21 protein-coding genes and 3 pseudogenes are annotated in these 23,846 nt (G+C 57.8%); 11 read left to right on the forward strand and 13 right to left on the reverse strand.

Annotation, left to right across the window (positions count from 1 at the left end; all coding sequences use genetic code 11):
- Positions 1 to 119: 119 nt before the first annotated feature.
- Complete coding sequence (locus AAFG07_RS33270) at positions 120 to 884, forward strand: hypothetical protein (protein ID WP_342723927.1); 765 nt, start codon at positions 120 to 122, stop codon at positions 882 to 884.
- 134 nt (positions 885 to 1,018) lie between these two features.
- Here the strand turns inward: AAFG07_RS33270 and AAFG07_RS33275 are convergent.
- Positions 1,019 to 1,228 (reverse strand): annotated as a pseudogene (locus AAFG07_RS33275) (IS5/IS1182 family transposase); the annotation flags it as partial.
- A gap of 715 nt (positions 1,229 to 1,943) precedes the next feature.
- On the opposite strand from AAFG07_RS33275, the gene AAFG07_RS33280 reads away from it, so the two are divergent.
- On the forward strand, positions 1,944 to 2,288 hold the full coding sequence (locus AAFG07_RS33280) for a hypothetical protein (RefSeq protein WP_342723928.1): 345 nt from the start codon (positions 1,944 to 1,946) through the stop codon (positions 2,286 to 2,288).
- Between the two features lie 4 nt (positions 2,289 to 2,292).
- Positions 2,293 to 3,663, forward strand: a complete 1,371-nt coding sequence (locus tag AAFG07_RS33285; RefSeq protein ID WP_342723929.1) for a hypothetical protein — start codon at positions 2,293 to 2,295, stop codon at positions 3,661 to 3,663.
- 1,181 nt (positions 3,664 to 4,844) lie between these two features.
- On the opposite strand, the pseudogene AAFG07_RS33290 reads toward AAFG07_RS33285, so the two are convergent.
- From AAFG07_RS33290 to AAFG07_RS33305, 4 genes and pseudogenes are all read right to left on the reverse strand, one after another.
- Positions 4,845 to 5,047, reverse strand: a pseudogene (locus AAFG07_RS33290) (transposase); the annotation flags it as partial.
- 37 nt (positions 5,048 to 5,084) lie between these two features.
- Complete coding sequence (locus tag AAFG07_RS33295) at positions 5,085 to 6,878, reverse strand: hypothetical protein (RefSeq protein WP_342723930.1); 1,794 nt, start codon at positions 6,876 to 6,878, stop codon at positions 5,085 to 5,087.
- Between the two features lie 121 nt (positions 6,879 to 6,999).
- Entirely contained in the window at positions 7,000 to 7,920 is a 921-nt protein-coding gene (locus tag AAFG07_RS33300; protein WP_342723931.1) for a metallophosphoesterase, read from the reverse strand.
- Positions 7,808 to 8,326, reverse strand: coding sequence for a hypothetical protein (locus tag AAFG07_RS33305; protein WP_342723932.1), 519 nt, complete (start codon positions 8,324 to 8,326; stop codon positions 7,808 to 7,810). Before AAFG07_RS33305 ends, AAFG07_RS33300 begins: the two co-directional genes overlap by 113 nt.
- Positions 8,327 to 8,790: 464 nt before the next feature.
- On the opposite strand from AAFG07_RS33305, the gene AAFG07_RS33310 reads away from it, so the two are divergent.
- Together AAFG07_RS33310 and AAFG07_RS33315 are read left to right on the forward strand one after the other, a co-directional pair.
- Positions 8,791 to 9,192, forward strand: a complete 402-nt coding sequence (locus AAFG07_RS33310) for a hypothetical protein (protein WP_342723933.1) — start codon at positions 8,791 to 8,793, stop codon at positions 9,190 to 9,192.
- 195 nt (positions 9,193 to 9,387) lie between these two features.
- Positions 9,388 to 10,365, forward strand: a complete 978-nt coding sequence (locus AAFG07_RS33315; protein ID WP_342723934.1) for a type IV secretion system DNA-binding domain-containing protein — start codon at positions 9,388 to 9,390, stop codon at positions 10,363 to 10,365.
- Between the two features lie 1,041 nt (positions 10,366 to 11,406).
- Here the strand turns inward: AAFG07_RS33315 and AAFG07_RS33320 are convergent.
- From AAFG07_RS33320 to AAFG07_RS33330, 3 genes and pseudogenes are all read right to left on the reverse strand, one after another.
- Positions 11,407 to 11,973 carry a hypothetical protein gene (locus tag AAFG07_RS33320; RefSeq protein WP_342723935.1) on the reverse strand — a complete coding sequence of 189 codons (567 nt, stop codon included), beginning with the start codon at positions 11,971 to 11,973 and terminating at the stop codon, positions 11,407 to 11,409.
- Positions 11,974 to 12,041: 68 nt separating this feature from the next.
- Positions 12,042 to 12,503: pseudogene (locus tag AAFG07_RS33325) on the reverse strand (DNA polymerase IV); the annotation flags it as partial.
- Positions 12,504 to 12,515: 12 nt separating this feature from the next.
- Positions 12,516 to 12,737, reverse strand: a complete 222-nt coding sequence (locus AAFG07_RS33330; protein WP_342723936.1) for a hypothetical protein — start codon at positions 12,735 to 12,737, stop codon at positions 12,516 to 12,518.
- Between the two features lie 399 nt (positions 12,738 to 13,136).
- Here AAFG07_RS33330 and AAFG07_RS33335 point away from each other — a divergent pair, with 399 nt between their 5' ends.
- Genes AAFG07_RS33335 through AAFG07_RS33355 form a run of 5 tightly spaced genes read left to right on the forward strand, consistent with a single transcriptional unit; the run spans position 13,137 to position 20,214 of the window.
- On the forward strand, positions 13,137 to 14,492 hold the full coding sequence (locus AAFG07_RS33335) for a metallophosphoesterase (protein WP_342723937.1): 1,356 nt from the start codon (positions 13,137 to 13,139) through the stop codon (positions 14,490 to 14,492).
- Between the two features lie 27 nt (positions 14,493 to 14,519).
- Positions 14,520 to 15,584, forward strand: coding sequence for a GTPase-associated system all-helical protein GASH (locus AAFG07_RS33340; protein ID WP_342723938.1), 1,065 nt, complete (start codon positions 14,520 to 14,522; stop codon positions 15,582 to 15,584).
- Positions 15,584 to 16,573: a hypothetical protein gene (locus tag AAFG07_RS33345; RefSeq protein WP_342723939.1), complete on the forward strand. Its 990-nt coding sequence runs from the start codon at positions 15,584 to 15,586 to the stop codon at positions 16,571 to 16,573. The genes AAFG07_RS33340 and AAFG07_RS33345 overlap by 1 nt, the downstream gene beginning before the upstream one ends.
- Positions 16,570 to 17,562, forward strand: coding sequence for a hypothetical protein (locus AAFG07_RS33350; RefSeq protein WP_342723940.1), 993 nt, complete (start codon positions 16,570 to 16,572; stop codon positions 17,560 to 17,562). The genes AAFG07_RS33345 and AAFG07_RS33350 overlap by 4 nt, the downstream gene beginning before the upstream one ends.
- Positions 17,563 to 20,214 (forward strand): hypothetical protein, encoded by a 2,652-nt coding sequence (locus AAFG07_RS33355; RefSeq protein ID WP_342723941.1) that lies wholly within the window; start codon positions 17,563 to 17,565, stop codon positions 20,212 to 20,214. It begins immediately after the preceding gene.
- A 148-nt stretch (positions 20,215 to 20,362) separates the two neighbouring features.
- Here AAFG07_RS33355 and AAFG07_RS33360 read toward each other — a convergent pair whose 3' ends face one another.
- From AAFG07_RS33360 to AAFG07_RS33380, 5 genes are all read right to left on the reverse strand, one after another.
- Positions 20,363 to 20,656 carry a hypothetical protein gene (locus AAFG07_RS33360; protein ID WP_342723942.1) on the reverse strand — a complete coding sequence of 98 codons (294 nt, stop codon included), beginning with the start codon at positions 20,654 to 20,656 and terminating at the stop codon, positions 20,363 to 20,365.
- Positions 20,656 to 22,311 (reverse strand): IS66 family transposase, encoded by a 1,656-nt coding sequence (locus AAFG07_RS33365; protein WP_342723943.1) that lies wholly within the window; start codon positions 22,309 to 22,311, stop codon positions 20,656 to 20,658. Before AAFG07_RS33365 ends, AAFG07_RS33360 begins: the two co-directional genes overlap by 1 nt.
- A 66-nt stretch (positions 22,312 to 22,377) precedes the next feature.
- On the reverse strand, positions 22,378 to 22,725 hold the full coding sequence (tnpB, locus tag AAFG07_RS33370) for an IS66 family insertion sequence element accessory protein TnpB (protein ID WP_342723944.1): 348 nt from the start codon (positions 22,723 to 22,725) through the stop codon (positions 22,378 to 22,380).
- The gene (locus tag AAFG07_RS33375) at positions 22,722 to 23,147 is read right to left on the reverse strand and encodes a transposase (protein WP_342723945.1); all 426 of its coding nucleotides are present in this window, start codon (positions 23,145 to 23,147) and stop codon (positions 22,722 to 22,724) included. The genes tnpB and AAFG07_RS33375 overlap by 4 nt, the downstream gene beginning before the upstream one ends.
- Before the next feature lie 212 nt (positions 23,148 to 23,359).
- The gene (locus AAFG07_RS33380; RefSeq protein WP_342723946.1) at positions 23,360 to 23,563 is read right to left on the reverse strand and encodes a hypothetical protein; all 204 of its coding nucleotides are present in this window, start codon (positions 23,561 to 23,563) and stop codon (positions 23,360 to 23,362) included.
- A gap of 29 nt (positions 23,564 to 23,592) precedes the next feature.
- Here AAFG07_RS33380 and AAFG07_RS33385 point away from each other — a divergent pair, with 29 nt between their 5' ends.
- A complete protein-coding gene (locus AAFG07_RS33385) occupies positions 23,593 to 23,808 on the forward strand; it encodes a hypothetical protein (protein WP_342723947.1) in 216 nt (71 codons plus the stop codon).
- Positions 23,809 to 23,846: the final 38 nt, after the last annotated feature.

Consider the following 23,846-nt stretch of genomic DNA (forward strand, 5'->3'; position numbering starts at 1 on the left):
AACGAGTTGACGTGGTCCTGCGTGAATTATCTAGACAACTCAATCTGGACGTGAAATCCTGACTCCGATTTCCAAGTTGATTTGCGCTGCCATTTCTACCGCCTCGATGGGGTAGCAATATGATTGAAGCTGCTGCCGACCCGTCATTACCCGAACACGTCCGACTCTGGCTGTTAGCGCTGCTCGGCCCTGCCGTTACCGCCCTAGGCTTTGCGTTCATATACAAGCAGCTACAGATTTCCGCGCGGCAAGCTGAGGTCGCCTCAAATAGCTATGTTCTTTCAGTAGAAGCAGCCGAGCGCGCGACCGTCCAGGCTGCTGAGCAACAAAACTGGAAGAAGGCTGAATTTCTAGCTAATCAGGTCAAGGACTTCTTCAGTGACGAAAGCGTCGAACGGACGACATACATGCTCGACTGGCATATTAGAAAGCTGGTCATTGCAGATGACGATGACGAAGAAGTGCTTACGCTGCATGATGATGCAGCGTACGTAGAAGCGCAAAATCGGCCTCATCTACACGATCAATTCCTGAAGGAGGGTCGCGCGGTCGTCATCGCGCGAGCTCTTCGAAAGCACGATGATGGAGGCTTTACAGAGCACGAAGCTGTAGTCCGAGATAATTTCGATTGGCTTTTCTTTAGACTCGGACAGTTTCAGCATATGATCCAATCCGGCTTATTTACTTACCAAGAAGTCGATATTCACTTGAGCTACGTGTTGGATCTTGTCTCGGGCGGACTGGATTATGTATCCTCAGAAGTAACGGCCGCCATCGCTAGCTACGTACGTATATACGACTTTCCGGCAACAAAGGCGCTCATGGACTCTCGGATCGAGAGTCGCAAAGGACAGAGAGCAAATCCATCAGATCGCCAATCCTAACTTGGATTTCTACTTGATTGTTCGGTCAAAGTTGCGCTCGGCGGCCGGATGACATTGCTTTTCCGGCATCCGCGCGATAGGCGCCCGGCGCCTTGGCCTAAATAGTCCGCTGAAGAACGCGGACCCGCGCTGATTTAAGCGATGTTTTGAGCCGGGACGGTTTCGGCGAGCGCCCGGATGATGGCACGCAAGCGTGCTGTGAGCCACCGCAGGAGCAGGCCGAAGTTGTAGCCGGCCGCGGCGAGAACGGCGTTGATGCGGTCGCCGAGGCGGCCTTTGAGATAGTTGCGGTCAATGCCGTGCTCGGCCTTGACGCGGCCGATGATGGGCTCGACAGCCGCCCGCGTTGGCAGGCCTGGTTGCGCCGGACCGGTCTGGTACACCGAACCAAAGCGGTCATCCAGAAGCTTGCAGTCGATCAGCGCCGCCAATCGTACCAGAGGGTGCCCCATGTCGATGATTGGATCAAGCGCCGGAAGCAACATGTCTTTCTGGCGATCATCCCGTGGTTTGCTCATCGCCGTCCCCAATGCCGATGATCCGCCGTCAGGGAATCACGAATCGCTCTGAAGCAAAATGCCAAACCGCAAGAAACCGAGGCCCAACACCCCGCTTTCTTGCAAAATCGAATATGCAAGCCAACCGCATAGGTTTGCCACACCTGGAGCACGGAAGAATTCCGATCTCCGCGCTGCTGTATAGCGGATTTGGCTGGACAGATGACATCATGCTTTCCCCTGTATTGGGCGGGAGCACTACCGATCTCTCTGTCGCCGGTAACTGCCTATTCGGACGGCGATGGAGCCAGTCTTGCCCGAGCAACAATCCGGGGCTGGTCAATATTGACCACTATTGAAAATTTCGTTCAGCAAGACGGCCTCCGAGGGGGCGCGGCTCAGTGGGTCAACGTGTTTGAAATGCAATTGGCTGAACTTTAGCTGGATCGAGGGGCGCACCGTAGCTAGGCTATCGAACATCGCCGGGCGGAGGCCCGCGCCAGGCGTTAAACTGGGATCGCGACCGAGCTTGATGCACAAGCGGCAGGGCATGGAGGCGTCCATGAATGAGAAGGATCTCGCGCGCAACATACTGACCAACGTCTTTCCTGAGGAATGCAGGACTGTTGGCCCAAATTCGCTCAACGACCTGCTTTCCGGAGATGTCACGATCGTTCCGCCGGAAGAGGGCCGACCGTTTCCCCTTATGGAAGTTTTCGAATTCCTCAAGGAAGCTGCTCAGTTCATTATCGCTGCCTATTCAGTCTACAAAATTCTCAGGGATCAGTTCGGCCGGAAGCCAACACTACGCGAACTGAAGCAGGAAACAGCAAAACAAGCAAAACGCGGGTCGTTATCGGATAAGCAGATCGAGAACCTTCTCAAGGAAATCCAGAAGCTTGATTAGCCACATGTCAGAGAACGTGGGGTGGTGGCGTTTAGAGCTACAGATTAGAAGACATCCCATAACCCTGTTTCAGTTGGCAGTTTTCGCTCTCCATTATGAGTCTTGGGAGTCGATCGTATTGCTTATCGGAGCTGTCTTGCTAGACCGGCATGTTCTCGATCTCGATAGGGTTGACCACTGGTCATCCGAACTCTGGAAAGTTCTGCGTTTTGTCCAGAAGCACTCCGCCTGCCATTATGAGCGCATCGATCTGGCGACCGTAGTTGCGGAGGATGTTATAAGTCGCTATCGGACGCAGTTGATGACGGAAGGCAAAATGCGACGGGAAAACCAGCTGCGTAGCCTTTTTGGATTGCAACCGTTCAATGAGTGGGTGCGCCGGAGGACCCGCATCTACGTCGTCACAAAAGGAAGCTCGCGGGAGAAGCCTTGCCCGACGACATTTATGACCGATCTTGGCGGTTTTATCTTCGTCACAGAGAGTCCCAAGAATATCGTCGGTTTGCAGCGATTCTTTCTCCTGCACGAACTTGGCCATTTGTCGCAGTTCTCGACATACACGTCCCGAAGGGCACGGGTAGGAGGTTCGCCTTTCTTTTTTCTGTACTTTTGGGCGTTTCCCCAATTGATCTATCCCCAATTTAGCGCGTGGTCGTTTTTGGCTTGGACCATATTTGGACTAGCTATCAAGATGTTTCGTGACGTGTTCTGGTTCTTTGTTCGCAAAGATGGTGATGGATTGAATGAAATGGATGCCGATCGGTTCGCGCTCCAGAACCTCTCCAGAAAGGAGCTGTTGACGGTTGCAAGGTTTTACCAGCACTGGCCCATCCCGGCCGATCCAAGCCTTCTTCCAGCAATCGATGCGGCTAGGCGCGACCTTCTGCGCAGAAATTTAAAGCAAGCATTTGCTACTCAGGGGAGAGATCGAAAATGGTGGGGGCACTCACAACAGGTGAAGACAGAATTGCCTGTGTGGATCTGCTTCGCTCTAGCCGCAGTTCTTGTCCCCTTCGCCAACCCTCCCAGCAACGTGGTTATGGGCGTGGCGGCTTTCATTTGCTTGGGTTCGATGTTCCTGTTTTGGAATTATTGGATACGTGCTCATTTTTTGGAAAGATGGATAGAGCGCGTGCTGGCGGTTGATCCTTCCACCGCGGCAGATGTTGTTCCGCGATGGCCTCAAGAGCCATGGTGGCAGAAACGGCTAAGGGTTGGTCTCGGCTATGAAGCGTACGCAGCGACGGCGATGTCGTCCAAGCGCCCCACATGGAAAAGGCGCTTGGAAAAGTTGTTCGGATTCGACAGGGAAGCCTCGTCACGTGGCGATAGCGCAGATAGTAGCAATGCGAAGGGGCAAGCTAAAGATGACTGAACCCTTGCAGCGAGTTCCGCCTCAACGGGTGCCGGAGACGGGAAGCTATCTTTCGGCAGGAGTACTGCTGAAGTCAGCTTGTGGCCCTTTGCGGACTTCACTTAGGCATCCGTCGATGTCTGCTTTATTGTAAGAGGACCGTAGCGCCCGCTTCCACAGCTGAACCCAATCCAACCACTCTCTTCGAGATCACTTATTGCTCCTCGGGCTGTATCTCCGCCAGGTGGTCGTGGATCCAGGCTGTAAGGCCTTTCTTAATCTCGGGAAATTCAAGCGATGGCGTGTTCGCGAGCCATAGCGCCTTCTCCGTCAGCTCATCCGGACTAACGGCGAGCGCGTGTCCGTTGATACCGAGAAATACCAAGAAGCACAGCGTCGACATACGCTTGTTGTCGTTTAGAAAGATTTGCCGCTTGTTGATGGTATAGAAGATGATGGCCGCTTTTTCCTCAAGCGTTGCATACGCTTCAAAACCGAAGAGCGCTGTTGCGGCGCTGCCAAGAGACTATCGAGATCTGCGGCTTTGGCGTGGGTTATGGACGGAATCGGCTCATCCCCGTTCTTAACGGCAAAGTCAGAGAGAGCGGCATGAATGCCTTCGAGTGCCGCTCTATCGAGATACCGAATGGTTGAGTTTTTCTCCCCGGTCATACTTGGCAAGATCGGCAAACGTCTTTTCGTATTTTTTAAGCGCTGCGCCGGCCACGCGAGTGACCGCGCCTGTGCGCGGTTTTGCTTTGGTACGGGCGTCAGATTTTGGGCTGCGGTAGGGACCGAACCAGCGCCGAAGGAAGGTCATACCTACAGTATATCACAACGCGTATAGTTCCGGTCATCGTGTTCATGGATTCGCCGGTGTACGAAAGGATTATTACCAATCCTATTTTCTGGGTGCTTGGTCGCGATACATAAGGGCAGGCGCGTACGTGCCAACGTGCCCGCAATTCGGGCAATTGAGGTCGGCGATCGTTCGCTGCTTTACCTCGGGCTCCTCATCGGGAGACGGTGATTCAAGGAAAGGAATAGCCTCGTCGCACTTGGCGCACTCGACGACGAAGTACCACTGATTGGGCTTCATTTGTCTGGCGAACACCTTAAGCGCTCTCACTGATCTTGAGCGGCACGATGGCGTCGGCCAACTTGCCCTTTTGGCTGATCAACGCGAGCTTTGCGCGGAGCTATCGCTCGAAGGCTTCCGCCAGCGGCCGGATTTTCTGCTGCGAACGAGACGGCGCTCCTCGGCGCCGCGACCACGGATGTCCTTTTCGATGGCGTAGAACTCGGCGATATGCTTGAGCGCCTCGCTGGCAATGGGCGCGGGACCGGGTGTGGCAATTTCATAGAAGTTACGTCGCATGTGCGACCAGCAGAATGCAAGTTGGACGTCGATTTGACGCTTGTAGGCCATGATCGTTCCTTCCTTAGAGCGTATCAGCGGCGCCGACATCAGCCAGATCAATCGCGTTTCTGAGCGCCTCGATGTGGGGCGGAGGATTCTTGCTGCCGAGGTCGTCCCAATACCGCACATGAGCGAAGAACGTGTCGTGTTGCATCTTGTTCGTATATACAGGCACATCGGCGATATTGCTTCCCGACGTATCTCCAAAGAGCGCGCCGAGCTCCCCACCAATACCATCCCCCCATAACAGCTGCGACGCCGGAAAATAGAGATTCGTCCAACGTGTAAGAGCAAAGAGCCCTCCATGATGGAATTGGCGCCGACCTGTATTCGGATTCGCGAATGTAAGCCGGCAGTCACCATCGAGCAGACGTGGCGGACAAGTTGGAAACTCGCGGTCGGCGACACGACGGTCAAAATCAATGCGGAGCTGCTCCTCGTTCTTGCCACGGCACATCAGGTAGGGAGCATGGGTGAGCGGGCTTCCCAAAGTTACGAAATCGGTGACAAGCCAAGCTCTCATTTTCGAATCGCCGGATTCGATCTTGTCCGACGACGATTTCTCCGTGGTATCGGCGACGATCCGACTGATACGCCTCACCAACTCGCGGCCACTCGCGCGGGCAGCGAACTTTGGCAAGCCACCGTGATCGATATCATCGAGTTCCTTTCCCAAGAGAGCCGGATCCGGAAGCGCGTCCTTGATCCGACTGTAGTAGGAGCGCAGCATATCGTAGGCGACAACTGTGCCCAAGCTGTGCGCGACGACAATGATGCGGTCGTATTTGCCTGATACATGAAGATCCTGCAGAGTTCTGACCGCTTGACGCCGAATCTCGCGCCTGACAGCAACATTGCCGGGCGAGTTACGGAAATAGCGGGCGGCATCACCGAGGTATGGTTGCAAGAAGACCGCGTATAAAACCAAATAGAGCGCAATCAAATAGAACGCTGCAATTGTGCTCCAAAATGAGAATATGCTCCACGGACCATGCCCGTACCCTAGAGCGTCCCAGCCGAGCGTTAAACCAGCCTGCAGGGCCGCAAGGCAAGACAGCCCTACGACGATGATCAACCCGGCAAGCCCCCAACGCCCCATGGTGGCCCTGATCACTCCTGCGGCCAGGACAGTCGGAAGAGAGAGCATCACTACTTTGTGCGCCGCTTCGTCATATACCCGCGTCAGAATGAAGCCACCGACGAAAACAGCGACGATCAACGAAACGATCGCGGCAAGCCTGACGGCGCCCTTCCAGAGCGCGGCCAGGAAGGCCAGCAGAGCGGTGACGCCGATTGCCACAAAGAATACGTAGAGAAGTGAATGCAGGTCTTTGGAGAGAAGCGGCCAGGTCGTGGCATCTGCGATCAGGGCAGAGAACTCAACGACGGCCTGCACCGTGACCAGACTGATCGACAGGACCAACGCAGAAAGAAAGATCAATGCAACCCAATAGAGTGGCGCAATTGAGGGTTTAAGGCGCGGCCCCATACGCGCAAGTTCGAAGAGCCAGAGTAAGACAGCAACAGCGCGCGTCTCGCTCATCAAATGAGCCCAGTACAGCTCGTGAAAATCAATCTGGCGATGTGGGCTTCCGGACAAACGGTTTGTTGTCACGACCGGAAGATCGATGTCATCGACCCCACTTTTCTCGGGATGCGTCCAAATTCTTGGGCGGCCACCCTCAGCATCGCTTCCCTTGAGCCAGACGGCATCGACGATCCCGCGAACGGTCTCGAGTGGACGCTGACTTCCCATGCCGTGAACGACAAGAACCGCCGTCCGCTTTGCGGCTCGCGCAGTCGCTACGGATTCCATGAACTTCCTCCCTTTGCGAGAACCATTACAAGCCTGGTTGCGGGAATCGGAACGCTTTGGGATACCTTGTCCAATGCAGCCGGCGCCTCGGCGCCGACCGCATAATCAACTGGACGTTCGCTTAGGCCCCGGTGAAATGCACCAGCTTGCGGCTGGCAAGATCGACCGTCACGAAGTCGTCGGGTGTCTTTGCTTGATCGCCATCACTCGCCGGTTGGTACTCGATACGCAACTGCTTTGCGGTGACGACTATCCGCAAATAGCCGTAGTCTTGGTCGTCATAGTTCTCAAGGATCACCCTGTCATCATGGCCGGTGATCTGTAGCTGCTGTGGGGTTCGCAAAGGCGGCCCATTCTTCCGCGTCAGCCTCGTAAGGCCGTGACCGCTGTTGCCACACGTCACATACGGTATCTGCGTTTCGCCGTGCAAGCGTGTGAATCGCTGATAGTTATGGGCATGGGCCGACAGGACAGCATGCGGCCACACACCGGTCTTTTTGCAGGTCTCGTCGATCTGGGCGAGCATATCCTGACTCCATCCATGCTTGCCGCCGGCGGTATAGGCGGGATGATGGTGTGCGAGAATAAGCGCACCCTTGAAATTGTCGGATTTGACGCGATTGAGCGCCGCCTCGAGATATGCGAGCTGGGAGTTGCCGATGGTTGGGTTCGCAATCACGCCGGGATCTTCCAGCGTATTGCTGTAGAGGGCCAGAATGCGGAGCAGTGGCGCCTCGAAGGTGAAAAACACGCCCGGCTGAATCTGTGCTGTGCGCGCAAGGCCGCCTGCCTCCGGGGTTACCTCGAACTTTTCGGCGCAGAAGTTATCCAGAAACGCTGTCAGCGTTGTGGCGTTCGTACCCGGCGCGACCATGCCATCATGATTACCGGCGAGCGCGATGATGGGCGCAGGGTAGTCGCGGTACGGCTCATAAAACTGGTCGTAGTAATATTGCGCTTCTCCGAAGCTGTATCGCTTCTCCGAAGCTGTATATGACGTCGCCAAGATGAAAGAAGAACAGCGGCTGTTCCTTCTCTTCATCGGTGAAGTCGTTGACCATCTTGTCCGAGACGCGGTTCTGTGTTTCTGGTCCCCTAGTGTTGCCGGTGTCGCCCGCAGCGTGAAACACAAGCTGCCCGTGGTCTTTGACCTTCTGCGCGAGTGTACTGGGGTCTGTATCGAGCACAGCAGCCAACGTCAGCTTCGGCTCAGGCAGGCCTCGCGGCGGCGGAAATGGAAGAGGAGCAATCTTGTGCTCGCGGTTTAGTTCGTCGATTTTCTTGTAAACCGGATTATCCGAGGGATGCTTGATCTCGAACTTCGCGGGATCTGCCGTTGGATGCGGCTGAGCGAAAACGGGTCTTTCAAGCTCCGTTACGCCCGAATTGTCGATTGGAACCGTATCCGGTTCGGCCTTCTCTTTGCGGGACTTGGTGATGCGAGTCATCGAGACCTCCAATATCAATCGATTGAAATCTGCCGAGTCGCAGCTCCACCAGAGAAAGAGCGGCAGCCGGCAAAATGCAAAACTACCCGAACGGATAGAGCTCATGCAATACAACCTGGTAATGACAGCTGCTTGACGCTGAACAATGAGCCTATGGTCACGAACTACGAAGATCCGATTTCGTTGGAGTTAGCTTCGACAGGATCTTAGGCGTCACTGCTGCAACAAAGGAGTTCTTCAAAATTGGCGGTCTGCGGATCAAGAGTCTTTCGTACGCTTCGTACGAAACGACGTTGCGTCGCGATATGGACACGCCACGAAAGATTGGCTCTCCGCTGCTTGTTGGTGCAGAGTCTTTAAGCGGTATGCTTGATCGATCCGGACGATCGAAACGGAAACGCCTTCCGGTTGCTCGTCTTGATGTCCGCCTCCCAACTCAATTGCGAGCACGATAGGGGATTTGGATGAAGAACACTTTCGACGAAGCGATGCGCTTTTTGCGCGCTGGCATTCTTTGTCTGTTTGCTTGCTGCATGCCTTATAGCAGCGCGGATGCGTGTCAGGGACCACACTCAAAGGGCATCATATTCGACCATGTACCGCCCGACATCGACGCGCCGGTAATCATCGAGGCGACCATCAATGATAAAGCGTTTGTACGCGAGGGCTTCATGTGGGTAATGAACGCTCGCGTGGACAGAGTCATTAAAGGCTCAGTTGATACCACGTCGCTGAAGATCTTTATGCACCCCACGAGCTGCTCCTACGTCGCTACTGGGCACGGCATTGTGCTTGGCACGCTTCGAGACATCCCACACCACGGCCTTATGTTGCAGGCCATCGAAGACGGCTTCCGCATGTGGTAGTCGCCCACACCCGCTTGCTTATCGAATGCGCCTTTGACCCAATGTCGGGAGCACTGTTAGGGGTGGACCGGACATTAATCCGCCGGCGGCTTAATAAGTACGTGCCGGGGCAGACAATTCGCAATCGCGAGATGTGCATCAAATAAATGCAACATCGCCTCATGCCAAACACGGCAGCGCCGTCATACTGAACCGATGTCATCGGATCAGATTGTTCGTCTTGGCAGAGTCGATTACCGAGATGATCGGCGGGAGTTCGGCATCAAACGCGAGGATCGCTTTTCTCATACATATGTTATTGGCAAAACCGGCGTCGGGAAATCTACGCTCTTGGAGAGCATGGCGCGCCAGGATTTGGAGTTCGGTAACGGTTTCGCTCTCATCGATCCACACGGCGATCTAGCCGAGCGCATTGTCGAGAACGTGCCAGCTTCTCGGAGGAGTGATCTGATTTACCTCAACGCCGCCGATCCGTCGCAGCCATGGGGGTACAATCCCCTGCGGCACGTTGCGCCCCAATACGCTGCGCTGGCCGCTTCGGGTCTCATGGAAGTATTCAAAAAGATGTGGCCGGACGCCTGGGGCGTCCGCATGGAGCACATTCTGCGCAATGTGCTCATGGCCCTCCTGGAGCAGCCTTTTGCAACAATGCACGACGTGTTGGAAGTCATTTCGAATAAGGCGTTCAGGCAGCGGTTGACGAGGTCACTGCGAAACGAAACGGTGCGCCGCTTCCTTGCGACAGAATTCGAACGATTCTCCAGTGGATACAGGGCGGACGGCATTGCACCCATCCAAAACAAGATCGGCGCGTTTTTAACGGACCCCTTACTCAACCGTGTCTTAACTGCTCCGGAGCACGACCTGCGTCTCAGGCACGTCATGGATGAAGGTAAGATCCTCGTCGTAAACCTCGCAAAGGGTCGAATCGGAGACGACAGGTCTTCTCTGCTTGGTGGGCTTCTTGTCACCATGATCGGACTAGCAGCGTACACGCGTGCTGATCTTCCTCCGGCATGTCGGCGCGATTTCTTCGTATACATCGACGAATTTCAGAGTTTCACCACGCTCGCACTCGCGAACATGCTCTCAGAATTACGCAAGTATCGGGTTGGCTTTACGATCGCGCATCAATACCTAAATCAGCTGGAGCCAGATAACTCCTCAAAATAGAAACATGATTCATACCTGCCCGATTCTCTTGCCCATGGCGAATCCGATTCAGTTCATCGAATTATTTTCTTGCTTGCGCCGGCTGTCACCGCGACGCCGAAGTTGCTGTTGTATCAATGCACGAACGAGGGAGTGTCAGTTAGATTTGGCGCTCCTGACCCAACTAGTGGCTCTGCACAGTGATTTTCACAGGTTCGGTCCCGCGGTCAGATTAGCTCCGAGAGGAGTTTCGGATCAGGATTGGATCATCAGACGACCAACCGAGATGGGGCCCTGTTCGTGGGCGGCAATCTCATGACTATCCGATGGCACGTGAACCCAATTGGCCCGTGAACCCAATCCGTAACGCGCCGAAGATGAGACGAGTCCAAGCGACGGCTGGAGACACGAGTCGGCTTGCAACCGTTCACGCGCATCCTAAAGACGTTCAATTCATGCGGCGGTGAACGGCCTTACTATAGGAACTCCAGTCAATTGCGAACAATATCTAGCACTCGGAGAGCAGCATAAATGAGCATCGCCCAAGTCCCCGCGCAAAGCAACACGACAGCACGCCATGTGTTGGCCCTGAATCGATTTCGCCATTTGATGAGCTCGCATGCGCAACCACTAAAGCAACGACCGCGGACAACACCGATCATCTGGCCGTAGCCGTCAAACCTGAATTGGGAACGATGTTTTCGGATGTAGTTGATCCTTTCTTGAGGCGAGAGACACCAAGTCCCATATGTAAAGAGCTGCAGCTGCCTGCTGCTCGAGATTGGGCGTCCCGCGCAGTCTACTGTGATGATGACCTACTCCCGAGGCCTTGCTATATGATCTGTTGGCGGTGCGCACGTCGTCGAAGTCTGTAAATCTAGTTTGCATTATCGGGTCGAGCCTGCTTTTGGTCATGTTTCGCGGGCGACGCTACAATATGACTTTACGTCAGCTTCAAGCCAAATTTGACCTACCAGACCTACGAGGCTCCCCTCGACGTCTTGATGAGAGCCATGAGTGCTACTAGGGGCCGTTTCACCATTGAATGTGCTTGGCCAAGTTCTACATGCTTGTGGAGGTTGCCAATCTCTTCGAGCACGGCGAGCATGCGACCAGAGTGTAAGCGCTTTCACTTCGCTGTTGGGCAATAGTTTCAATGCAGGCGACCTCACGTTGAGGACCCATCGCAACGTTTCGGGTTGGCTCGGAAGCGAGCAGCTGCTTTATAAACCGCTCGTACCTGTCAACGGCTTCTCGCATTTCGGCTTGATATTTATAGTTCTGATAGATGCCGACAATACCGCTGCGCGTACCTGATACGTGATTTAAGAGTTGTTCGGTTACTTCGAGCGGGACACCAAGCCGCTGCATGATTGTCGCGTAGGTACGCCGGAGATCGTGGTGCGTCCAGTTGGTCACGCCACAGAGCTTGTCGAGCTTCGGCTTGTACCGCTGCCAGTTGGTCGATGGCCGAACCTTACTGATGAAAGCAACTGCCGTGCCCGGTATCGGTACCGTATGCTCGCGCCCATTCTTGGTGCCGTCAGCAGGAATGGTGACGCAGACGTTCTCGAATTTGTACTCGGGAAAGTGTGACGTCTCGGTGAGACGCTGGCCGCAGAGTGCCAACAGCCATAGGCACCGTTACCAAAACCTCTTTATCTGAATGGCTCACCCGCGTCCATTCTGAAGTCCTGCATGAACTCCAGCGACTGCTTGCGCATGTCCAGACCGGTGTGGAGACCGAGCGAATTCATCTTCGCGCTCGTCGCAGGCCCGATGCCGTGGAATTTGCCGACGGGCAGGGTTTCGACGAACGCCGGTCCCATCTCCGGCATGATGACGTACTGCCCGTTTGGCTTTCGGTGATCCGAAGCGAGCTTGGCCAGGAATTTGTTGTACGAGATGCCCGCGGAGGCGTTGAGCCCGGTCGTTTCCTTGATCTTCGCGCGGATCGCGAGCGCGACGTCCCGCGCCAGTGGGATGTTCTGCAGGTTCTCCGTCACGTCGTAGCTCGCCGCCGCAACGACGCCTCGCCCACGGGATCCGCCGACGGCGACCGGCTTGCCGCGAAGGTCCGGATTGTCGCGCTGCTCGACCGAAGCGTAGAACGCGTCCATGTCGACGTGGATGGTCTTGCGAATACGATCCACTACCATGGCTCGGTGAGTTCAGTCGCCGCCAATGAACATGGGAAGCGCGATATCGGTCACCTTGCGGCAATCCTCTACGGGAATCCGCGTCTGGTCGACCTCTTCCAACGGCTTTCCGAGCACTTCCGGAAAGAGCGCGCCGACGAAGCCGTAGAGAAGGTCGTGCATTCTCCAATTCACCTGTTCGAAGTCCGCGAAAGTCTTGTCGACACCGTTCTTATCGGGATCATCCCCGATCATCCCGAAGACGGTCCTGAAAACGAGAGCGGAGCCCGCATAGTATGGCTGGATGCTGAGCGAGATAGATATGGCTTCTGGAGAGACGAGTTCGGCAGAGGCCTCATGCCGTGATTGGCACATAACAAGAACAAAAGAGTCGAGCATGAATCGGCGAAGCTGAACTCGTTAAATTTTTGGCGGTCCCATATATCTAGCGGTGAAACTTTAGCACCGTGGCACATCTTGCGCGCAAAACATGCGATCATATGTTGAGCGCCGACCTCAATAGCAGCGCGCGGTTGCCGAACCATATTTCAAATACCAAAGCTATTTCAGACAGTTGAGCGAAATGATGGAAAATCAAGAAACTGCCTGGTCCGCGCTTTTTGCGGCGATGGCCGCGCTATCGGAGCGTCGAGCGTGAGCATTACGTATGTGCATCTCTCCGATATCCACTTTGGCCAAGAAAAGGGGGCGGCCGTCGTCATCAATAACGACGCCAAGGAAAGGCTCATCGAGGATGCCGCGGAACAGGTCCTACGGCATGCCGGCGGCGGCGCAAAGGGCCTTATCGTTACCGGCGACATTGCTTTCGCGGGAAAGTCGGAAGAATACGCCGTCGCGGCGAAGTGGCTAGACCGCCTGGCGCGCGCTGTCCGGTGTCCGCCCACGGCCGTCAAAATGGTGCCCGGAAACCACGACATTGATCGGGACAGGCTTTCGGCCGGCTGCACTCATCTGATCGACGAAATCCTGAGCGGTGGAGAGGCGAAGCTCGATGCCTTTCTGGCCAACGACGACGACTGCAAGACCCTCTACAACCGTTTCGTGGGATATGAGCCGTTTGCGCTCGGTTACGACTGTCCGCTTCATCCCGCTGGCGGCATCGCCAGCGACTCGCGAGAAGAATTGGCTCCGGGACGCGCCATCCGCTTCTTCGGTCTCAACTCCGCTCTGATCTGCTCGAAGAGGAAAGACGAGGAAGGCAAGCTGATCCTGGGTGCCGCGCAGCGCGTCTTGCCGTCCGACCCCGGCGTTGAACTGGTGGTCCTCTGTCACCATCCTTTGCACTGCCTGCAGGATAGCGTCGACGCGCGGAAATACGTACGCGGCCGGGCGCGCGTGTTCATTTCCGGCCACGAGCACAACCCGTCCTTGCAGATCGAAGCCGTCGAAGACGGGTGCGACCTGCTTATGTTGGCATCCGGTGCAACCGTTCCGCCGAAGGTCGAGAACGGATATACCTATACCTACAACCTGCTGACTTTCGACTGGTGCTCGAAGGAGGACAAGCTTTCGGTCGAAGTCGTGCCGCGAGCGTGGAACGACGACAAGAAGAGGTTCGAGGCCGACGATGTTCGCTTGGGAGGCCATAAACCGCGAAATCTGCTTGCCAGTCCCAACTTCCGCCGTGGGCCGGTGCCGCCGGCGGGGGGGCAGCCCGAACCCGCGGCACAGCCGGTCCCCGCTGCGTTGCGCCCAGAGCAGGGGAGCGGCGGGGAGCTTCTGGCGGACCGCGTCGCGAAAGCGGACCGCGAGCCGCCGAATAATGCGCCGGTGGATGCGATGAGCGACACGTTCCAGCTTGTCCTGCTCAAATTCTTCCGCGACCTGACAGCCGCGCAGCGCCTCAAGGTCCTGATCGATCTCGACGCCCTGCCCGACGACTGGAACGAAGAACTGACGCTCATGATGGAGCGCAATCTCATCGAAGATCTGGTGAAGGACGGACGTCTCGGCGATCTCGATAGCTCGATCGAACGCAACCGACACTGAGAACACGCACCTTCCGGGGGAAACTTCATGACGCACATTGCCACCCACATCCGAATATTCGCGTCCGATCCGTCCGACGAACTGGTCGAGAAACGCACGGCCGCAATCGGCGAAATCGCGGGCATCTTCAAAGGACGCCGACAGGTCGGGGAGTTGCTGCAGACCGCGAACGATCTTGCCGTTGCCGTCCAACAGGGTGGCAAGCTTTCGGCCGCACTGACAGGGACCATCGAGGGAGCTATTCGAAAGACATCGACGGCATTCGTCGCCGAGGGACATGAGCTCGAAATGCTGGTTTGCGGCATGTCTGGCGCTCTGCAGGCCGTGTCGGGCAGCGCAGCCCTCCTTCACGGCGCGGTATCGATTCCCGACGTACTGTCGTTCGGATTGTGGTCCGCGCTCTCGTACCAGAAGCCGCGGACCGAGCCGAAGATCGAACAGCTTCGCAACGAACTCCTGCAATCCGCGCATGGTCATTGCGCCGCCGTTGCGCGCGACAGTCGGCAACGCATCAAGGTGTCCGACCCCGAATTCAAGGAAGCCCCCAAGAAAGAAGAAGAACCGGAGACCCCGTTCGATGCTTCGGCCATGAAGGAAGGTCTGAAGCCTTTCAAGGACGCTATCGCCAATCTTAGGTCGAACGCCGCCGTCGATCGCGAGGAGATCGACCTCCTGTGGTGGGTGCTGTCCGATTGGAGCTCGCTGCTCGGACGGCGCTTCTCCGACGAGAAGGTTGGCGACGCTGCGGCTGCAGTGGCGTCCGGCATCGAGGCCGGGCGCATGATCCGGAGGGCGCCCGCGGAAGCCCACCGCCATCTGATCCTGCGCTACGTACCGACCGGAAAGGACCTGTCGCTGATCGAGCTCCTGACCGCGATCGGTGGGGACCGCACCGCGCTCGCACCTACCGAGGCGGAAACCTACATCTCGAATTGCCCCGCAGTCTTTCCGCTCTCGAACGCGCTGCGAACCGGGGCAGCCTCGGATCCAAGGGCGAAGATAAAACGCCCGCTGGGCGATTGGGCGGCACGGGCTTTGCTGGAAAGCTCGATCGCGCACCTCTGTTCCAACAATACTGGCGTGTCCGTCTGATGGCCCTCGGCTGCGCCAAGGATAACTGCACCGTCGCGGAGACCGGCATCTGCCTCGCCGAGAATCCGCCGGAGACATGTCCGTTCAGGATGAAGGCTCCGGCCGACGACGGACCCGTGACTTCACCCGAACCGCCGCTTCCGAAACCCGAGCGGAATCCCAGCCTACCCCACAGTCGCGCCCTTACTCCCCCGTTGGCGCAGGACTTGATGGCGCATCGGTACTGCACCCTCGTCGGCATCCTGGGCGATCCGGACGCCGGGAAGACGGCGGCCTTGGTCAGCCTCTACCTGTTGGCGTCCAAGGCCAAACTCAAGGAGTTTTCCTTCGCCGATAGCCGGACCCTGATGGCGTTCAACGAAATAAGCCAGGGCGCCCTCGACTGGAACGAAGACGATCCGCCGGATCAGTTCACGCAACATACCGAGTTGGCCGACGACCGTATGCCCGGTTTTCTGCATCTCCGCCTGCGGCATGGAGCAGAGGAAAAGTTCGACTTCCTGCTGCCGGACCTGCCGGGAGAATGGTCGCAATCTTTCATCGACAAGGACCGAAAGGATCGACTTCGGTTCCTGAACAGAGCCGACGTCATCTGGCTATTTATGGACGGATCGCAACTTCGCGAGCCATCTACGCGCCAATATGTCGTCCACCGAATGCAGCTTCTCATCGACCGCCTTCGCACTTCGATCAATCATGTGCCGCCGCTGGTACTGGTGTTGACGAGGCGGGACAGCGGTGAGGTGCCGGCGTCTTTCATCGAACCGATCGTTCAGGAAGCGGAGCAACAGAACCTGCAGATATCTGTCGCTCAGATCGCCTCGTTCGGTGACCGGGGAGACGTCGACCCGGGCTACGGCCTCGAGGCTCTGATGCGGACCTGCCGGCCCGATGTCCCGGACCGCACGCCGACCTGGCTCGCACCGGGACCAGATATGGAGGAAGGTAGGGCGATGCTGCGCTATCGGCACCCGGAGCACCGTCCATGAGCGAGAGAACCTTCATTCTGGTCGGAGGACCAGATTGCGGCAAAACGAACTATATCGCGCGTTTGTGGGAGTCGATTCGCTCGAAGACCGGTGAGTTGGTCGCGCCGCATCCGCCGCAGAACGTCGAATTTGTAGAGAAGGCGTTGGAGTTTCTCCTGAAGGGCGAATTCGCCCCCCGCTCCAATCGGGATGTGGCGGAATCCACCCACAGCTTCGAGGTCTCTGTACGGAAAGCGGGCGATGCGAACGGGCCGCTGTCGGACATCGTCGTTCCCGATGTAACCGGAGAATTGTGGAAAAAAACGCTCGAGACATACGAAATACCCAAAGACTGGATGCGAAGTCTCGAAGGCGCATCGGGGGCCTTGCTCTTCGTCCGAGAAGGTTCGGAGGAGAACGAGGTAGCTCTCGAGTGGGTGACCTGCGGCAAATTTCTTGCCCAGCGTGCGAAGGCGCGAGCGACACGCAACGCCAAGAATGACGCGGCCGGCGACGGCAACGACGCACCGGCCGACGAGAGCAAAGAGCCGTCCGCCCCTTCCGAGGCTCCCGGCAACGATCAGGAGCAGAGTGGCCAGCCCGACAATGACGAAGGGAAGCTGACCAAGATACCGACACAGATCGCTCTGTGCGAATTCCTGCGATTTCTCGAATTCGGAATGAAGAGAGCGCCATGCGCGCCGCGACCGCGCGTCGCCGTACTGGTCACGGCTTGGGACAGGCTCGACAAGGAGAAACGGGTACAGGGTCCCATGGCATATCTCCGGACCCAATATCCGATGTTCGCGGGGCGGCTCGAAGACATCGAAACGCTCGAAGTGAAGGCTTTCGGCGTCAGCGTCGTGTCGGGCGATTTTGCCGATCCAGTGTTCAAAGCGGAGTTCTACGAAAAGGGTCTGAAGAATGCGGGATACGTCGTCACCGACGACAAGCCCGACGAGTTCGTTCCGGACCTGACCCTGCCGGTCTCCTGGGTGATGACGAGCTAGATGCAGCCGCTCTTCCTAGACCAACAGATCCACGGCTACCGAAGCGGTCATCAGTTGATCGCCTCGACCAGGCGCCTGCCGCATCAAGACCAGGATTTGATCGACCGTCTTTCCGATATCGGCGGCCAATTGCGACCAGGCGAAACGTTCAAGCCCTATCTGACTGCCTATCCCCTGCCGAGCGGAAGCGATTACGTCGTTGCCCGAACGTGGCAAGATCTCGGCGCGCCGAGGTCCGGTTGCGTCCGCACCCGGAGCTTGATCGTCACGATGGCACAATGGCTATCGATGGACGGCATCCGCTCTCTTCTTCCCCTGCTGGTTTCGGTGGAGTTCGACGAGAAGCTGGCACGACTGGCACCGGCGGATCCCTCCCCGTCGACTAGAACGGTATCCGATCCGAGGCGGGCGGAATTGGTCGAGGCTCTGTTCTTCGAACCGCGACAGCCTATCGTCGTCTTCGATAGCGCGGAGGCCGAGCCGATCGTCGAGCGACTTCTCGCCGCGTTCTGGCCGGCGCTGAAGCGGAATTTCTCCGTCTGCACGTACGCGCTGGCGCCGCGCAAGATCGAGGGACGACCGTTCGACCTTATCTTCGCGCCGAAAAGTGCACGCACTCGGTTCTCCGACTGGAGCGGCCGACGAGTCGAAGGTGTGCCGAAGTCGGAACGGCATTCGTGGTCCCGGCTGGTCTCCGAGAAGATATTCGACGCTGAAGATCCGGATCTGCGGACAATCGACACGCTCGGTGCGTTGCGCGCGGACCGGAGGGGCGACGAGGGCGCCTTGAGGCTGTCGTTGATGTGGAACGATCTGGCCGCGAAGTCGCGCACCACACCCTCTGCCGTTCTCGGCATGCTGGACATCCTCAATTCCCGGGCATGGCCCGAATTCGATCGCAGCCGCCTGCAGGGCGTCGTTCAAGGAGCGACGGAGCTCGCCGTCGCCGAGCCGGACGAAGCCGACGCCTTGCGTTTCCTTTCGACGCTTGCGGCCAAGATTGCGAACTTCGACGTCGGCATGCTGGACGACCTCAATCTGTCCGGGCTTGCAAGATCGCTGACCAGGCGTTCGCCGCACCGTGCTCTGTCGTATCTTCGGTCGGAAATCGACGCCGGCCGCGATCCCGTGATTCCGATCGTCACGGGAATGGCCGATGGCCTCGGTGAGGAGCGCTTCGACGACCAGACCTCGGAGTTCGTGCTGCAGCTGCCTCCCGACCTCTCGTCGGTCATGATTTCGCGCAGCGAGAAGTATGCCCGGGAGGTCTGGCAAAGGTGCGGGTCGGACGCGTCGGCATGGGTACCGGCAACCAAAGCGGCGATCGGGTCGATGAGCCGGCATGACCGAGCCGATCTTCTTCAAAAGATTTCCGCATGGATGACGACCGAAGCCCAGGCGCCAGTGATGGAGGCAGCCCTCGACGGCGTGTCCGGCGACGATCTGGTCGGCTTCGCCGTGGCTATCGGAAGGCAGACCGGATTTGACATCGCAGCGTTCGACGAACCTATGGCGAACGCTGCGCGGAATGCGGAATCGCTCAACGGACTTCGTGCTTCGATACTTTCGAATTTCCGCACCGAGGGCGCCGATCGCTTCCTGTTGTCGACCTTGGACCTCTCCGCCGCGGACCTCGCATGGCTCGACGGTGAAGTGGAGAAGACGAGGGCTGTCGGACTGTTGCGTCAACTTCTTGACAATGCATCGCCGAAGGCGCTCGTCTCGGTGCTGCGAGATCCGACCAGCAGAGATCGTATTCTCGGACTGCTGATGGAAGACGTGGCGGGCTCGGCGGGACAGTTGATCCGTGTCGCAGGCTCAAGCGACCTGCCGATCGACCGCTGTCTGGACATCGGACGAACTGTGCTGCCTTTCCTCGCCTCGGAGCAGCGCGACAAAGTGTTCTTGGAGCTGCTTGGTAGAGCGCTGGCCCAAGCGGATCCGGACGACGCGCGGGTGGCGTCAGTGATCGAGGAATCGCACGGCATCGTGTCGCCTCGGCAATTGGTGCATCTGGCAACGCCAAACGGCGTATCCACGCAGCGGGTAGCGGCGAACTTGGTCCTGTTGAGCACGGTGTCCGAGCGGGTCCGGCGTACTGCCGCCGCGGCCATCGAGGATCTCTGCGAGAGATTGATCCATCGGTACGGCGAGAACTTGGGCGAGGCCGGCTATAACGCCTGGGCCGTTCTGCTGAGAGAGTCGGGGAACGTATCTCCCGACATCCAGCTTCGTGCCTCGCTGCCCACGCTTCCGTTCGCGGTGGGAAAGCGCGACTTGCCGGTTAGTGCCCTTATCGGTGCGGCGTTTCCGCCCGTCTACGCCGAGCTTCTCCGATCGACGGGTGACGAGGATTTCAAGCGGTTGCCGGCGCTTCTGTCGCTACCGCTCAGCATCTTCATCGACTGGGACCGCGCCAAGTCGGCGCGGCACGAATTGGTCGACGCGTATCTGTATTCATCGTGGCCCCCCGCTGACTTACTTCTCACGTCGCTCGCCGCGAACATCCAAAGCGAGACGTTGCGTCGGTTGGTCGGAACCCATCGCGGGCGTGACTACCTAGCCGCGATCGACCGGGACAGCTACAGATTGGAGCCGGCTCAGTTCGGCCGCATTCAAGACTGTCTCAGCCGCTTGAATTATCGGTACTAAGCAGAAGCAATCAGCTTTATGCGTCGCAGAGGCAGGGTTACACGTTCCCCAACTCGCGTAGGCACGGCGTCGCGTTGATAACGGTAGGTTAACCAAGACGTAAGCATGCGGCGTAGGCCGCCGGCTGGCTGGTTTGTCCGGTTACCGGCTAAACCTCGTCGGGCTTTTCGGCCTTCGGCTTAACGATCGCCGCGAGCACCTGGCGGCGTTCTTCAATGATCCAAGGAGCGTCCTTGTGGATCTGGATCAGATTTTTGAGGTTCTCGATTCCATCATCGGTGAACGCCATCACCCCGTCTTCACCGACACCGACGACCCATAGCTGGCCATCCTCGGTGTCCATTTCTTCGGCGACCTCGAACAGCCATTCCTCGTCTTCGCCGAGCATCTCAGCGACATGGCTGAGAGTGAACACGTGGCTGACCTTGTTGACGTGCCCCATCAAGCCGCCTGTGCCGCAAGGCCTTGCTGTTGCGCAGTCTTCCAGTTCCAGGGCAGCAGCTCATCGAGCCTGTGGGCGGGGTGGGTGGCGATGCGAGCGAGTACATCGGCGAGCCAGGCCTGAGGGTCGACGTCGTTCATCTTGGCAGAGACGATGAGGCTATGCATGGCGGCGGCTCGGCGCCCTCCGCGGTCGGACCCACAGAATAACCACGACTTTCTGCCCAATGCGATGCCGCGCAGCGCTCTTTCGGCTGCATTGTTCGAGAGGCAAACGCGACCATCGTCGAGGAAGCGTGTGAAGGAGGCCCAGCGCTTGAACATGTAGTTCATGGCCTTGGCCAGATCGTGGCCGCGGGAGAGCTTGGCGCACTGCTCGCGCATATAGGCTTCCAGATCGGCGACGAGCGGTGCGCTCTGCGCCTGGCGAACAGCCTTTCGTTGGTCGGCGTTTTGGCCATTGATAGAGCGCTCGATCTCGAACAGAGCGTCGATGCGGCGCACGATCTCCATGGCGACGGGCGAGATGACGATCTCCTTCTTTCCGGCCGCTTTGCGCCGCGCGTTCTCCTCAAGATCCGCCATGGCGAAGAACGGGCGCCGGGCATGGACCCAACAGGCCGCTTCGCTGATAAGCCCAGGACTTCGCTCGGGCTCGTAGAGCTTGATGTATCCGCCGAAGGCGTCGGCCTGGAGGATGCCGGTGTAGTTGGCCAGATGCGCCTGCGGATGCTCACCACTTCGATCGCGCGAGTAATAAAACATCGCCGCCGGCGGATCTGAGCCGCCGAAGGGGCGGTCGTCCTTCACATAGACCCAGCATCGCGCGACATCGCACTTGCCCAAGGCCAGCACGGGCACGGTGGTGTCATCGCCATGGAGGCGTTCGGCTGCCATGACGTGGGCTTCCAAGAGCCGCGACAGCGGCTCCAATACCGTGCAGCACGCCCCAACGGCGTCGGCTGCGGTCGACAGACTGATCGGCACGCCCTCCAGCGCGTAACGCTCGGTCTGTCGGTTCAGAGGCTGATGCTGGCCGAACTTCTCATAGAGGAGCATGGCCAGCAGGCTGGGCCCCGCCCATCCTCGCGGGATCACATGGAATGGTGCCGGTGTCTGGCTGATTTTCTCACAGTCGCGGCAAGAGAACTTCTCGCGCACTGTTTCGATCACCTTCCACTGACGCGGCACCGATTCCAGCGTCCGGGTCACGTCTTCGCCGAGCTTGCGCAAGCGATTGCCGCCGCAGCATTCGCACGCCGTCGGCGGATCGATCACCACCCGCTCGCGTGGGAGATGATCGGGGAACGTCTGGCGCTCGGCGCGCTTGCGTATAAATCCGCGTACCGTCGTCGTCCTCGCGACTGCTCGTTCCGCCGTCAGTTCGTCTTCTGTGGCGTCAGCTTCCAGCTCTTCGAACGTCAGCGCCAATTGGTCGATCAGCCGTGATGATCGCTCTGACCGTTGTCCGTGGATCTGACGCTCAAGCTTGGCGATCCGCAGCTTCTGCTGGGCGATCAGCGCACCGTCTTCCGAGGCTTTCGCGCGGGCGACCGCGAGCTCCGCTACAACCTCTAACGCCTTCGCGCGCTCGACCGCCAACGCCTCTTTCAGAGCCGCAATGTCATCCGGAACAGCGCCACGATCAGCATCCATGCAACGCAGTGAATCACATATCGAGCGCGTTGTGACTCCCCAAAATGGCCAGTAGCTGCAGATTTCTCAACCCGCACTCTGTGGCCTCCAGCTTAGTTGTGGATTCCTCCAGTCAATTCCTTCCAGCATGTAGGCCATCTGCGCCGCCGAGATTGACACCGCACCAGCCGATGCTGAGGGCCAGATGAACTTGCCGCGGCCCAGGCGCTTGGCATAGAGCGACATGCCTAACCCGTCATGCCATAAAATCTTGACCAGATCGCCGCGGCGACCGCGGAAGATATAGAGGTCGCCAGCATGAGGATCGCGCTTCAAGCTCTCCTGAACCGTCAGGGCCAGACTTTGCATGCCGCGGCGCATGTCGGTGTGGCCGGTGGCGATCCAGACCCTGACGCCGCTCGGGATCGGGATCATTGCCGCCTCAGAAGCTCAAGCACCCGCTGCAGTGCCTCGGCGTCAACATCCCGGTCAACGCGAACGCGACAGCCGCCGCTAAGCTCGATCTCGATTGTTCCGGCGCCTGGACGCTGCGCAGGAGGCGAAGACGGCGGTTGTGGCGCGTACCTCGGTGCCAGAGCCGACGTAAAGGCGATCTCCACAGGAACAAGCGCTGGCTCGGCATCCCCGCTCAGCCGATCCTCGCGCGCCAACCGGCGCCACGTGAACAATTGGCTCGCAGACAACCCGTTGCGCCGAGCCGTCACTGACACCAATCGTGGGCCGCAATAGCTCTCGGCAACGATCCGTTGCTTTTCTTCCAATGTCCAACGGCGTCGAGCGCCCGTCGAGACAACTTCCAGTCGGGAGACCTTCGAATTAGGCGTATGGTCAGTCATACGCCTATGTCTTCACCCTCCATCGCACCGCGCAAGGCGGCCCTCGCCGGAGCGATACACCAAGACTGACCGAGCGAAATCAGTAGAAGAAGTTCATTCCGCGTTTCGCTCGGTCCTATGGTGTCGTTTTGGCCAGATCATGCCGAAAAATGTGACGCACTTATGTGTGTTTTGCGCTCTTATGAGGTGCATCACAATAGCGGCAGGCTCCGTCAGTTTTCGAGTTCGGCATCCCAGTAAAGGAATTCTTGCCAGAACTCGTGCAGGAAGTTCGGCAGGAAGATAACCGCTGCGTCATTGCGAATCCCCCACCGGGAAAGATCAGATGGCCACTTTTCCAGCGAACTAGCATCGACACTGACCTGTAACAAACTCATCGTATTTATTACCAGCAAGGCTTTGTGAGTTGCGATCACAAGCGGCTTTTGCTACCTGCACAGCGTCAATGGACGTGGAGGTCAGTAAATTGAAGCGCGCAAAGAAAAAGAAGACTCAGCTTCGCCGCGAATGGACGACGGCAGATGTCAAGAGCCTGAAGAAGCATTCGAAGGCTCGCACACCTGTCGCGAAGGTCTCGAAGGAGCTTAGACGCACTATCGGTGCAGTACGCGTCAAAGCCTCGCAGTTCGGTATCGGTGTCGGGCATCAACGACAGGTGTAGCGTCAGCCAATATACTGGGGTCCAGATACGAACAGGCC

It is taken from the genome of Bradyrhizobium sp. B097 (assembly GCF_038957035.1).
In the GTDB taxonomy this organism is placed as follows: Bacteria; Pseudomonadota; Alphaproteobacteria; order Rhizobiales; family Xanthobacteraceae; genus Bradyrhizobium.